The 11300-nt window shown below is 68.2% G+C and carries 14 protein-coding genes; 3 read left to right on the plus strand and 11 right to left on the minus strand.

What is annotated here, in order from left to right; all coding sequences use genetic code 11:
• Nucleotides 1–51 precede the first annotated feature (51 nt).
• The 4 genes from NDI86_RS06120 to NDI86_RS06135 all read right to left on the minus strand — a co-directional run bounded on the left by NDI86_RS06120 (nt 52) and on the right by NDI86_RS06135 (nt 2903).
• The gene (locus tag NDI86_RS06120; RefSeq protein WP_310899517.1) at nt 52–588 is read right to left on the minus strand and encodes a hypothetical protein; all 537 of its coding nucleotides are present in this window, start codon (nt 586–588) and stop codon (nt 52–54) included.
• A gap of 181 nt (nt 589–769) precedes the next feature.
• Nucleotides 770–1360, minus strand: a complete 591-nt coding sequence (locus tag NDI86_RS06125; protein ID WP_310899518.1) for a DUF998 domain-containing protein — start codon at nt 1358–1360, stop codon at nt 770–772.
• Nucleotides 1361–1483: 123 nt separating this feature from the next.
• Nucleotides 1484–2176 (minus strand): DUF2071 domain-containing protein, encoded by a 693-nt coding sequence (locus NDI86_RS06130; RefSeq protein WP_310899519.1) that lies wholly within the window; start codon nt 2174–2176, stop codon nt 1484–1486.
• 40 nt (nt 2177–2216) lie between these two features.
• Nucleotides 2217–2903: a YqjF family protein gene (locus NDI86_RS06135; protein WP_310899520.1), complete on the minus strand. Its 687-nt coding sequence runs from the start codon at nt 2901–2903 to the stop codon at nt 2217–2219.
• Nucleotides 2904–2996: 93 nt separating this feature from the next.
• On the opposite strand from NDI86_RS06135, the gene NDI86_RS06140 reads away from it, so the two are divergent.
• Entirely contained in the window at nt 2997–3497 is a 501-nt protein-coding gene (locus NDI86_RS06140; protein WP_310899521.1) for a macro domain-containing protein, read from the plus strand.
• Entirely contained in the window at nt 3494–3754 is a 261-nt protein-coding gene (locus NDI86_RS06145; RefSeq protein ID WP_310899522.1) for a DUF8145 family protein, read from the plus strand. Before NDI86_RS06140 ends, NDI86_RS06145 begins: the two co-directional genes overlap by 4 nt.
• Here the strand turns inward: NDI86_RS06145 and NDI86_RS06150 are convergent, their stop codons facing one another.
• From NDI86_RS06150 to NDI86_RS06170, 5 genes are all read right to left on the minus strand, one after another.
• Complete coding sequence (locus NDI86_RS06150; RefSeq protein WP_310899523.1) at nt 3755–4180, minus strand: DUF7522 family protein; 426 nt, start codon at nt 4178–4180, stop codon at nt 3755–3757.
• 195 nt (nt 4181–4375) lie between these two features.
• A complete protein-coding gene (locus NDI86_RS06155) occupies nt 4376–5353 on the minus strand; it encodes an aldo/keto reductase (RefSeq protein ID WP_310899524.1) in 978 nt (325 codons plus the stop codon).
• Between the two features lie 59 nt (nt 5354–5412).
• The gene (locus NDI86_RS06160) at nt 5413–6501 is read right to left on the minus strand and encodes an ABC transporter permease (protein WP_310899525.1); all 1089 of its coding nucleotides are present in this window, start codon (nt 6499–6501) and stop codon (nt 5413–5415) included.
• Complete coding sequence (locus NDI86_RS06165) at nt 6494–8419, minus strand: PrsW family intramembrane metalloprotease (RefSeq protein ID WP_310899526.1); 1926 nt, start codon at nt 8417–8419, stop codon at nt 6494–6496. Before NDI86_RS06165 ends, NDI86_RS06160 begins: the two co-directional genes overlap by 8 nt.
• Nucleotides 8420–9322: an ABC transporter ATP-binding protein gene (locus NDI86_RS06170; RefSeq protein ID WP_310899527.1), complete on the minus strand. Its 903-nt coding sequence runs from the start codon at nt 9320–9322 to the stop codon at nt 8420–8422.
• A gap of 60 nt (nt 9323–9382) precedes the next feature.
• Here NDI86_RS06170 and NDI86_RS06175 point away from each other — a divergent pair, with 60 nt between their 5' ends.
• Nucleotides 9383–9871 (plus strand): SRPBCC family protein, encoded by a 489-nt coding sequence (locus NDI86_RS06175; RefSeq protein WP_310899528.1) that lies wholly within the window; start codon nt 9383–9385, stop codon nt 9869–9871.
• 21 nt (nt 9872–9892) lie between these two features.
• On the opposite strand, the gene NDI86_RS06180 is transcribed toward NDI86_RS06175, so the two are convergent.
• Nucleotides 9893–10129, minus strand: coding sequence for an HVO_2901 family zinc finger protein (locus NDI86_RS06180; protein WP_310899529.1), 237 nt, complete (start codon nt 10127–10129; stop codon nt 9893–9895).
• 155 nt (nt 10130–10284) lie between these two features.
• Nucleotides 10285–11277 (minus strand): sensor histidine kinase, encoded by a 993-nt coding sequence (locus NDI86_RS06185; protein WP_310899530.1) that lies wholly within the window; start codon nt 11275–11277, stop codon nt 10285–10287.
• Between the last annotated feature and the right edge of the window lie 23 nt (nt 11278–11300).

The following is an 11300-nucleotide window of genomic DNA, read 5'->3' on the forward strand; positions in this document are numbered from 1 at the left end:
TCGCCGAGAGTTTGCTGCAGATGTGGTCCAGACAGGGCACCCAGTGAACGTCTACTCCCCTGGTGGCGTCTCCTTCTCGATGGCGACGAGTGACTCGTCTAGAGCTCTGAGAACATCGCGGTTTCTCGGGCCATCACTCCAGGAGCGGCGATAGGTCTTCAGGTACAGGCCGATTCTCGCCCCGACCACCAGCGAGGGGTCCGGTTCGGCGTCGCTGTACCCCTCGTTCGAGAACGTGTCACGAAAGGCGTCGCTCCGTGCCCATTCGAGCCACGTCGCCTCCGGGCTGTCGCCCAGGAGGGCGACGATGCGGTCGTCTGCGAGCCACTCGACCGCCTGATTCGAGGTGGCGTCCGTGTTCCCGGAGAGGACCAGCAGCTCGGCGTTGTACGCCTGGTCTACCGTCTCGACCTCTGCAGGCGTCGAGAGTTCGGCGCCGTCCTCGACGTAGACCGGGGTCACGTCGAGCCGCTCGAAGGTCACGTCCTCGGACTCAGCGGAGTCATGAGAGAGCGCCGAACACCCGGCCCAGGAACTGAGGAGGGCAACACCTGCGGCCCGGAGTGCAGTTCGGCGAGAGTGGGACATGTGTGGGCACTCAAACGAGTGGGCTGAAAACAGCTGCGTTCGGTCAAATCGGCGTTACAGCGTCCCAGTCTCGGAGCCGGGGGCCGGCACTACTCGCTCGGGCGAAACTTGGCCTGAACTCGATGCACCATCTCCCTTCCCGGGCCTGGGTACGACCGGGTCACGCCGCGCCGGCGTCGAGTCACCCCGCGGCGGTCCACACCACCCACGCGGCGAAGACGGCCGCGCCGAGCAGTTCCGGAATCGCCAGCCCGGGCCGTAACACCGGACCGCCGCCGGCCCACCACCACCAGCCCGCGACGTGGACGAAGACGAGTCCGAGCGTCGCCGCCGCTCGGGTCCGAAGGCCAGCGACGGCAACGCCGACCGCGTCCAGCGCCATCGCGACCATCGACCCGAGATACAGCGTGAGCGCGGCGGGCGCGTGCAGCGCCTGACCGGCCGGAAAGAGCCCCACGCCGGCCATCCCCGCGAGTGCTATCGCGAGCGGCAGTGTCGCGACCCGCTCCGGCCAGTTGCGGCCCGCCTGCCAGTAGCCGGCGGTAAACGCCAGCCCGATCACCCCGGACACCACCAGCCCGCCGTCGAAAAACAGCGTGGTCAGCGGCGTCGCGGCGGGGTTGCCGGGCTGGCCGAGGTCCGACAGGGCGTTCCCCGCGACGCTGAAGGCGGGCGAGGCGAGGGCCCCACCGCCGATGCCGACCGCCGCGACGGCGACGGCCACGAACCCAGCGACGGCTTCGACACGCCCCCCGTCCGGCATATCGTCCATACGCTACCGTCCGCTGCCAGCCTGTTGTAGCTGTGGGCCGGCTCATACTGGTGGCTGTAACGAACTGAATGCATTCGCCGCCCCGGGGCGGCGAATCTCTGTACGCACGTACAGCCACCAGTATCAGTCGAGCCAGAGCGGGCGGAACGGCGCGACCCCGAGTTCGTTTCCGGGGCTGTAGTGGACCAGCGGGTCGCCGACCGGTTCTGGGAGGCCGAGTACCGACAGCAGGTCGCCGTCGACCGCCGATTCGACCGGGCCGAGTTCCCAGGGGTCGTGGCCGACGTGTCCGACGACTCTGGCGCCAAGTGGCCCCTCGCCGAAGACGCGGAACCGCTCGACGAAGAAGGCCGGCAGCGAGTCCGGCGGCGCGGTCGTCGCCGGCTCGTCGCCCGGCGTGTACCGAACTGTGAGCGCGCGCCGACCGTCGACGTCCAGCGCCCGCTCGGTCCGGTAGTCCCCGTCCGCGTCTCGGCGGGCCACGCGGCCGTCGCGGTAGTCGAGTCGGAGCAGCGGCCCGGCGGCACTGGCGATGGGGTCCGTGGTAAAGGCCGCGAAGAAGTAGAGCCCGCGCTGGCCGTCGGGGCCCCGGACGTACGTCCGGACCGTCACCGACTGGGCCGGATTTCCCAGGTCGACGCCGAACGCCGAGACGCCCGCGACGGTGTGGTGGATAGCGGTAATCCAGGCGTCGTCGGCCGCCCGCTCGACGGTGAGCCAGCAGGGTATCGCCCGCGCCAGTTCGTCGGGGTCGACCGGCCAGTGACAGAAACAGACGTCCTCGACGCGGACCGTGAGCGGCTTTCGCGACGCCATACCCGCTGTCGGGACGCCGCCGTCTTGAGTGTAGCGTCGGTCACAGTCGCCACAGCCGTCCCGCCGTCACGTCGATGCCGGGGCTGTAGTGCACTATCGGGTCGCCCGCGGGGCGGTCGAAGCCGTTGGCTGCGAAGAGGTCGTTCTCACGGACCGTCGCCGTCCCCGCTTGCAGCGGCCAGGGGTCGTGGTCGATATCCGCGTAGTAGATGGTCCCGGAGTCGTCGGCGACGTAGAACCGATACCGAGAGACCAGAAACGCCTCCAGGGACCGCGTTGCGGGGACGTGTGGCTCCGCACCGTCTGCGGGCCCGTACGTGGCGTCGAAGTCCGCGGGCGGCGCGCGGTCGTCGGTCCGACGGCTCCGAAAGCGGACGCCGTCGTCAGTGCGCCGAACGGTCATCGACGCGCGGTAGTACGGCAGTTCGAACAGCCGCCGGGCGAGAGCGACGCTGAGGCGGTCGTCGGCGTCTAAGTTGTAGAAGTAGACGCCCGGCGTCTCGCCGTCTGTGACGTAGGTCCGGAGGTTCAACTCCCCGAAGGAGCGCCCGACGGGACTACCTCGCGGGCGGATGTCGGCCATCTCGAAGGGGACGACGCCGAGCCACGCCTGTCCGTTCTTGATATCGGGGGTCAGTCCGTCGGGCAGCGTCGGCGCGACGACGCTCGGGTCGACCGGCCAGTGCAGAAAGCCCACGTCCCGCCACGTCATCCGCAACAGGTCCATGTCCGCTGTCAGGACTCGATAGGTATCGAACTGGCGTGAGGGGAGTGACCATATGCCAGTAGACCTTTGTCGTCGTCGCACGCACGCTCTCGTATGGAGTTCGACGTCGTTCAGGGCGACATCGCGGCACAGTCCGCCGACGCGCTGGTCAACGCGGCGAACACCAGCCTCCGGATGGGGTCGGGCGTCGCCGGGGCGCTCAAGCGAGCGGCGGGCGGCGGTATCGACGACGAGGCCGTCGCCAAGGGGCCGGTCGAACTGGGCGGCGTGGCGACGACGGACGCATACGAACTAGACGCAGAGTACGTCATCCACGCCGCGGCGATGCCGGCCGGCGGACAGTCGACGGCCGAGAGCATCCGCGACGCGACCCGGTCGGCGTTGGCGGAGGCCGACGCGCTGGACTGTAACTCGCTGGTCCTGCCGGCGCTGGGCTGTGGCATCGCCGGCTTCGACTTCGAGGACGGCGTCGGCATCATCTGCGAGGAACTCGCGGCCTTCGAGCCCGCGTCGCTCTCGGACGTCCGCCTCATCGCCTACGACGAGGACGAGTACGAGCGGATGCGGGCGGTAGCTGCGGAGGTCGAGCCGTGAGCGACCGGGAGCTGACGGGCCAGGGTGAGGCGGACGCCGACGAACCGGTCATCTGTCCGGTCTGTGGCGCGGCCTTCGACTCGGTGTCGGTCCACGACGAGGGACTGATGGTCAACATGCGCGACAACGACCGCTACCAGCGCGTCTGTCTGGAACCGGTCAGCGACGACGGCGTGGCCTGCATCCGCTTTTTCCACCACACCCACGAGCAGGCCGGGAGCGACCAGGCCGGGAGCGCCGGGGGACGGATTCCGTAGCTACTGCGCACGCAGCAACTTCGTGATGGCCACGGCGGCCTCGTCGAAGGCCTCGACGTCCATGTCGTCGGTCGTCAGAATCACGCCGTCTTCTTCCGCGAGTACCCGGACGACGAAGCCGTCCTCGTGGACGCGGACGGTGAAGTCGTAGGGGCCGATGCTCTCCGGGTCCCGCGGGGCCGACAGCGCCGTCCGGACCGGGGCTTCGGCGAAGCCGACGCGCTCGAACTCGACGAGCCGTGACTTGGCCTCGATGGCCCGCCGACGCGAGTCATAGAGGTCACGGCGCACGTAGAGGAGGTCCATCGCCGAGGGCGTGAAGTAGATGACGCTCCGGAGGGTGTCTCCCACGCTCGTCCGGGCCGCGCTGACGACGCTGTCGGCCACCTGCGTGTCTATCTCTGTCTCGAACGGCGTCTCGTACATGCCACCGGTAGGTCGTGAGTGGTATTAACGATATCTGACACGAACGTGGCAGGACACGGGCTCTTTCGTGGGGTCCCTTTGCGCTCGGCACCTCGCTACTGCTCGCGTGTCGCTATCGCTCCCGCACGCTAGCCGAGGAATCTCGCTTCGCTCGATTCCTCGCTACTGCTTCGCGGCTCCCGTTGGTCGCCCTCGCTACTCGTGCCCTGAAACCGGAACCGGCTCGTACGGTGCCTCCAGATACGCCACGTCGCTGCCGGCCAGGTCGATGTCGAGCGCCTCGACGGCGTCTTCGAGGTGCTGGACGCTCGTCGTCCCGACGATGGGGGCGTCGACCCATTCCTTGTCGAGCAGCCACGCCAGCGCAATCTGGGCCATCGTCGCGTCGTACTCCCCGGCCAGTTCCTCGACGCGCTCGTTGACCTCGCGGCCGCCGCCGTCGAAGTACGGGTGTTCGCGGGCGTAGTCGTCCGTCTGGCCGCGGGTCGTCGCCTCGAACTCCTCGTGGGGCCGGGTGAGGTAGCCACGTGCCAGCGGGCTCCACGGGACGACGCCGACGCCCTCCCGCTCGCACAGCGGCAGCATCTCGCGCTCTTCCTCCCGGTAGAGCAGATTGTAGTGGTTCTGCATCGTCTGGAACCGCTCCAGTCCGTCGCGGTCGCTCACCCGCAGCGACTCGGCGAACTGGTGGGCCCACATCGACGACGCTCCGACGTAGCGGCTCTGGCCCCGCCGGACGATGTCGTCGAGGGTTTTCAGGGTCTGCTCGATGGGCGTCTCGTAGTCCCAGCGGTGAATCTGGTAGAGGTCGACGGTGTCCATCCCCAGGCGCGAGAGGGAGTTCGACAGTTCCTGCTCCAGGGCTTTCCGCGAGAGCCCGCCCGAGTTAGGGTTGTCTTCGTCCATCTCGAAGTAGCCCTTCGTCGCGACGACCTGACTGTCGCGGTCGTACTCCGAGAGGACGTTCCCGAGGACGCGCTCGGACTCGCCCAGCGAGTACATGTTCGCCGTATCGAAGAAGTTGATGCCGAGGTCGATGGCCCGCTCGATAATCTCGCGGCTCTCGTCCTCGTCCAGCACCCAGTCGCGCCACTCCGAGGTGCCAAAGCTCATACAGCCCAGACAGATGCGGCTCACTTCCATCCCGGTCGAGCCGAGTGTGGTGTACTCCATACCGAGACGGCGGCCGCCGGGGAGAAAAAGCAACCGCCGCGAGCGGCGACGGCGCCCGCTCAGAACGCGCTGGCGTCGACGCTGCCGACGTACTTCCGGGCCGCGGCGTACCCCAGAAGTGCGACCGCCAGCGTCCCGACGACCGTCGCGTAAGTCGACAGCGTCGGGCTGTCGACGGCGAGCTTCGCGACGGTGGTCGCCGGGTGTTCGGGCAGCACCACCGCGGCGCCGAACACCACGAGCGTCAGCACGGAGTACATGAGCTGTGCGGGGCGGCGTTTGCCCGTCGCGACGCCCAGGACCACGCCGATGGTGACGACCAGCGCCGCCACGGCCGCGACGAACAGCAGGATGACGGCGACGTTGGCCACGCGGATGCCGTTGACCGACAGCAGGAGAATCCACAGCAGGGACTGTGCGGGCGCCAGCAGCGCCATCCCCAGAGCCTTCCCGTCGACGATGTCGAGCAGCGAGACGGGCGCGACCCGGAGTAACTCCAGGGTCCCGCGTTCCATCTCCTCGGTAATCGCGTCGACGGCGACCGAGCCGCTGATGAACGCAGGGAGGAAGAGCAAGAGCGGAATGAGGACCGTGTACGTGAAACCGAAGTAGGGGCTGGCGCTGACTTCTGGCGGCAGCGGGACCGGGTCGGACTCCAGCGAGCCGGCCCGTTCGAACCGCTCCTGGCGCTCCAGCGTCTCCAGCACGCGGCGGACGTTGACGACGATGAGCGTCGAGCGAATCGACCCCTCGGGGATGCGGGCGGTCACGGATATCTTCTTTCCGGGCCCGTCGCTCGACGCGACGTAACTGGCGTTCAGCAGGGCGTCGACGCGGCGCTGTTCGAAGGCCAGTCGGGCCTCGTCGGCGTCCTCGTATTCGGTCATCCGGGCGCTCTCGTGTTCGGCACCGGCCGCCAGCAGTTCGTCGCGGGCGTCGCCGGTGACGGCCATCTCGACCTCGCCCGCGGAGACCGAGCCGGGGTCGTACAGGGAGGTCAACCCCACGACGAGGAAAGAGGAGAAGCCGGCCACGAACAGCTGGATGAGCAAGGCGAGCACGATAGTCTTCTCGCGGGAGAGCGAGCGCACCTCCCGCCGAGCCACCACGACTCGGGGGTCCCGATACCAGGGGCGGTCGTCACGCAAGGGCGCTCACCACCGTGAGGTTGTAGGCGAAGTGAACGACGACGGCCGCGCCGACCCCGACGACGTACGCCCAGCGGCCCCGCCGAGCGCCGACAGAGGAGATGGCGGCGGTCACCGCGTGCAACGCGAGGGGAGCAAACAGGAAGAACACGGCTACGGCCCACAGCGGGACGCCGCCCGGTGGCGTCGCCCCCATCACGGCGGCGTCGCCGATTGGCAGGCTCTCCAGGTCCGAGAGCCGGACGATGAGCAGCCCTTTCTCGGCCAGGAAGAAGCCGAGTCCGGAGAGCGCGCCCAGTCCGATGGCCGACCGCAGCGTCCGCTCGTAGCGGGCGTGGGCGTAGCCGGCGTAGATGTGGAGGCTCTTGCCGAGTTCCTCGACGACGGCGACGACGCCCAGGACGAGGACGATGCCCAGCGACTGGTTCGTCCCGAAGACGTTCAGCGACACCGAGTCCAGCACGAACAGGAACGCGATGGCGCCCAGTTCGGCGACGATGACGAAGGGGATGAGGATGGCGGACATCTTCAGGGCGCTCCTGCGGGACTTGATACGGCCCGCCAGCGCGTCCAGTACTTTCAGCGGAATCGAGCGCTGGGTGAACATGTCCTCCTCGCGGTAGAGCCCGGCGCCCAGTCCGAACAGGACGAGCGCGGTCACGAGCGGCGGAAGCGTCGAGAAGACGAAGGCGCCGGCCGATATCGACCGGCCGGTGAGGTCCATCACGACCAGCGTCAGCGGCGAGATGAGCGCGATAGGCGTCACGTCCGTGAAGATGGCCGGGACGAACGCGTAGGAGGTCAGCGTCACCGTGATAGTGACGGTGACGAAGGTGAGTTCCTTGAACGAGCGGGCGAACATCGCGCCACAGAACGTCGCGGCGAGAAAGAGCAGGGCGATGGGCAGGACGGCGAGGACGGCGACGAGGCTCCCGCCGGGCACGATGCCGGAGAAGCGAAGCAGCGCCGTTATCGCCGTCGCGACCCCCATCGCGCCCAGGAGGTACGGCAGCGTCTTTCCGCCGATGATGTCCCCGCGCGAGGCCGGCGTCACGAGCAGCAGTTCGCCCCGCCGGTTGAGCCGCTCGGAGAGCATCGAGGAGCCGTAGGCCTGGATGACGAAGTTCATCGGGACGATGTAGAGGAAGGCGAGCACGAGCGACTCGAAGGGGAACGGCGGGGAGATGTCGCCGGGCGTCCCGCGCTCTACGTCCCCGGTGAGCTGGGCGCCGATACCGCCGAGGTCCGCCCCGCCGCCACCGGCCGCGGTCTGCTCGCTCCCACCTGTCCCGTCGCCACCGGTCCCGCCGCCACCTCCACCGGCGGTCGCCGTCGCTGCACCCTCGGAGCCGTCCGGGGTTCCCCCGTCGGTCCCGGTGTTGCCCTCCGACGAACTCCCGTTCCCGGTCGCGTCGCCGCCGGTCGCGTCGTCCCCGCCGTCGGTCCGGGTGTCGAGCGCGCTCGTCCCGTTCTGTTCCTGGTAGACCAGCGTTACCGACACCGGAAAGGCCGCCGTCTGGTTGTCGGCCCGGGCCATCGTCCGGTCGTTGTACGACTCCGTACTGCTCCGGAGGGCTTCGAGCGCCGCCGCTTGCTTCTCGGTCTCGGGCCGACTGAGTGGGTTCGGCCCGTAGAAGGTCAGGTCCTGCTCCCCCCGCTCGAACGCATCGGCGTCCGGGTCCTGAACCCTGAAGCTAGGGTCGTCGGTGACGACCTCGTAGTAGGGGTTCGACTCCTCGACGCCGACGCGGTAGATGTCCGCGTCGAGTCCAGGCCCGCCACCGCTGACCGCGACGGCCGCGACCGCGCCCATCGCGAGGATGGCAAGCGCCATCACGACGAGCGTACGCTTGTCGACGCCGCCGGCGTTCTTCGTCACCTCCCACTTCGCGACCCGCAGCAGCTTCGCGGGCCGCATCTACTCGCCGTCCTCCCCGACGTACCGGGTCCCGCGTGTCCCGGCCTCGGCGACGTTGAGGAACACCTCTTCGAGACTGGACTCCTCGGTGCGGATGTCGACGACCTGGCCGCCGGCGTCCTCGGCGGCAGTTCGTGTCGCCTCGACGGCGTCCATGCTCTCGACCTCCGCCCGGAAGTTACCGTTCTCGCGGACGGCGTCGGGCACGTCGACGGTGGTGTAGACGTGATAGCGCGTCTCGCCGTACTCGGCCTGCAACTCGTCTAACTCGCCCCTGGCCACGATTTGCCCCTCGTTCATGATAGCGACGCGGTCACAGATAGATTCGACGTGAAAGAGGTTGTGCGCCGAGAAGACGATGGTCTTGCCCTCCTTAGCGAGTTGCTCGGTGAACTCGATGACGTAGTTCGTCGTCAGCGGGTCCAGCCCCGACGCGGGCTCGTCGTAGATGAGCACGTCCGGGTCGTTGATGAGCGACCGGGCGATGGCCACCTTGCGCTTCATGCCCTTGGACATGTCGCCGAGCTTCCGTTCCCTGTGTTCGAGTTCGAGTTCGTCCAGCGTCCCGTGCATCCGTTCCTCGGCCACCTCGCCGGGCACGTCGTAGAGGTCCGCGAAGAACTTGAGATAGGAGATGGGGGTCATCTCCTCGTACAGCGGCGACTCCTCAGGCAGGAAGCCAAGCCGCTGTCGCATCTCCGTCGTCTCGGTGTCCAGACCGGCGATTTCGGCGGTCCCGCCCGTCGGTTCCAGCAGGCCGGCGAGCATCTTCAGGGTAGTCGTCTTGCCGGCTCCGTTGGGACCGATGACCCCGAACACTTCCCCCTTGTCCACCGAGAAGCTGCTCCCCTCGACGGCGACGAAATCGCCGTACTCCTTGCGAAGGTCGCGGGCGTCTATCATCTGGCCAGGGGTTATGGTCGGACTAACCTATAGTTTGGTACCGCCCTATCCGTTCTGATAATGACTCTCTCGCTCGGTGAGACCGACTACGCTCTCGAACGGACCCCTGATGGTCGGCGACTCGTCGTCCGCCGGGTCGTCGATGCGCCCATCGACGTCGTCTGGGAGGTGCTGACAGACACGGAGCAGTGGCCCGACTGGGGACTCTCTATCACCGCCGTCGAACTCCCGGTCCGACGTGGGTCGTCTCACTCTGTTCGGCGAACCGCCGTCGAGTCACCCGACCGGTACATCACCGCGGAGACCCGCGGTCGTGTGCGGGCGCTCGGGGCCGTCTGGCTCCCCTTCGAGATAACGTCGTGTGAGAACTACCGGTGGACGTGGACGGTCGCCCGCGTCCCGGCCACCGGCCACTTCGTCGAGACCCACCCTACCGGAAGCGTCGTCGGGTTCGAGGTGCCCCCGCTGGCCGTCGGCTACGTCCCGGTGTGTCAGCGGGCCTGTGCTCGCATCGCGGCGATTGCCGCATCGCTGGGCGAGAAGCGATGACGAGCGGCCGCTCGTCGAGAACTACTGTTTCGCGACCCGCGCGTCGGATACCTGGTGAATGTCGTCGCCGATACCGTCGCCGTCACAGTCATCGTTCGGACACCGATAGTGCCACCCGTCCTCTGTCGCCGCTCGCTCGGTGAACCGCCCGCCACACTCGTCGCAGTACAGCTGGCCGGCAGAGCATGTGTCGAGGTGGAGTTCGAGCTCGAGCTCCGTGCTGAACGTCCGTTTGCAGTTCCGGCAGGTGTGGGGCATAGCCGAATGTTCATATTCCGTCCTTATAGCTACACCGGAACGTTCACAACACGAGTTTGGAGCCCCAGAATCTGCCGTTCTCGGCCCTTTTCCGCCACTTCTGACAAGTTTGTTCGGTGGCTATTGGTCCCGCGTCTCACGGTTCGGTGACCCTACTATCGGCTTCGGACCTCGAACCTGGCGCCGCTGGCCTCGCTCTCGGCCGCAGTGACCTCCCACCCGTGTGCCGTCGCGATACGTTCGGCGACGAACAGCCCGTACCCCTCGCCCTCCCGGGACGTGCCGTACCCCTGCTCGAAGACGCGCGCGCGCTCGTCGGCGGGGACGCCCGGCCCGTCGTCGGCGACGTAGAACCCTCGCTCCGTGTCACCGACGGTGACGGTGACGTCCGCGCCGGCGTGGGTCAGGGCGTTCTCGAAGAGCCGCTCGAGGACGACCTGGAGGCAGTCGGGGTCCGCCTGTACAGTCGCCGTCGTCTCGACGCGGAGCGTCCCGGGCGAGTCGCCCACGTCACCCCACACCCGCCTCGCCGTCTCGGCCAGGTCGACGGGTTCGGTCTCCTCGATGGGACCGGCGACGTTCGCGACGGTCGATAGCTCCGAGAGCAGCGACTCCACGCGCCCGACCGAGCGCTCGATGGCGTCGCCGTGCGTGTCGTCGACGTCGAGCAACTCCAGACGCCCCGTGACGACGTTCAGCGGGTTCCTCGCGTCGTGGGCGAGCGAGCCGACGATGGCCCCCCAGCGCTGTGCCTGTACGAGGCCGTCCAGCGCCGGCGTGCTGACGTGGGCCTCGATACGGGCGGCCAGTTCCCCGGCCCGGTCGGCCGACCACGCCGCGACGTACTCCGTGACCCCGGCCGAGAGCGCCGCCTCGACGCGCTCGGGGGAGACGTCCCCGCCGACGAGCACGACCGGGAGCGTCCAGTCGTCGTCCCGCACGCGACGGAACGTCGCCACGCCGTCGGTCGCCGGCGGGTCGTCGACGACGACGAGCGCGTCCGCCTCGGCCAGTTCGGTCGCCACGTCGTCCTCGACGGTCACGACGGTGAGGTGCCCACCCTCGGCCAACGCCGACGGGAGCCCACCGAGCCCCCCCGACGTGGCACCTGTGAGTACGACTGTCCGTTCGGCTGGGGGCTCACTCATTCAGTTACAGTTCGAAAACCTAG

This window comes from Haloarcula onubensis, from assembly GCF_031624605.1.
GTDB lineage: Archaea > Halobacteriota > Halobacteria > Halobacteriales > Haloarculaceae > Haloarcula > Haloarcula onubensis.

Excerpts from the sequence above, each read along its gene's own strand:
- NDI86_RS06120 (WP_310899517.1), bottom strand. The coding sequence starts at position 588 with ATGTCCCACTCTCGCCGAACTGCACTCCGGGCCGCAGGTGTTGCCCTC.
- NDI86_RS06125 (WP_310899518.1), bottom strand. The coding sequence starts at position 1,360 with ATGGACGATATGCCGGACGGGGGGCGTGTCGAAGCCGTCGCTGGGTTC.
- NDI86_RS06130 (WP_310899519.1), bottom strand. The coding sequence starts at position 2,176 with ATGGCGTCGCGAAAGCCGCTCACGGTCCGCGTCGAGGACGTCTGTTTC.
- NDI86_RS06135 (WP_310899520.1), bottom strand. The coding sequence starts at position 2,903 with ATGGACCTGTTGCGGATGACGTGGCGGGACGTGGGCTTTCTGCACTGG.
- NDI86_RS06140 (WP_310899521.1), top strand. The coding sequence starts at position 2,997 with ATGGAGTTCGACGTCGTTCAGGGCGACATCGCGGCACAGTCCGCCGAC.
- NDI86_RS06150 (WP_310899523.1), bottom strand. The coding sequence starts at position 4,180 with ATGTACGAGACGCCGTTCGAGACAGAGATAGACACGCAGGTGGCCGAC.
- NDI86_RS06155 (WP_310899524.1), bottom strand. The coding sequence starts at position 5,353 with ATGGAGTACACCACACTCGGCTCGACCGGGATGGAAGTGAGCCGCATC.
- NDI86_RS06165 (WP_310899526.1), bottom strand. The coding sequence starts at position 8,419 with ATGCGGCCCGCGAAGCTGCTGCGGGTCGCGAAGTGGGAGGTGACGAAG.
- NDI86_RS06170 (WP_310899527.1), bottom strand. The coding sequence starts at position 9,322 with ATGATAGACGCCCGCGACCTTCGCAAGGAGTACGGCGATTTCGTCGCC.
- NDI86_RS06175 (WP_310899528.1), top strand. The coding sequence starts at position 9,383 with ATGACTCTCTCGCTCGGTGAGACCGACTACGCTCTCGAACGGACCCCT.
- NDI86_RS06180 (WP_310899529.1), bottom strand. The coding sequence starts at position 10,129 with ATGCCCCACACCTGCCGGAACTGCAAACGGACGTTCAGCACGGAGCTC.
- NDI86_RS06185 (WP_310899530.1), bottom strand. The coding sequence starts at position 11,277 with ATGAGTGAGCCCCCAGCCGAACGGACAGTCGTACTCACAGGTGCCACG.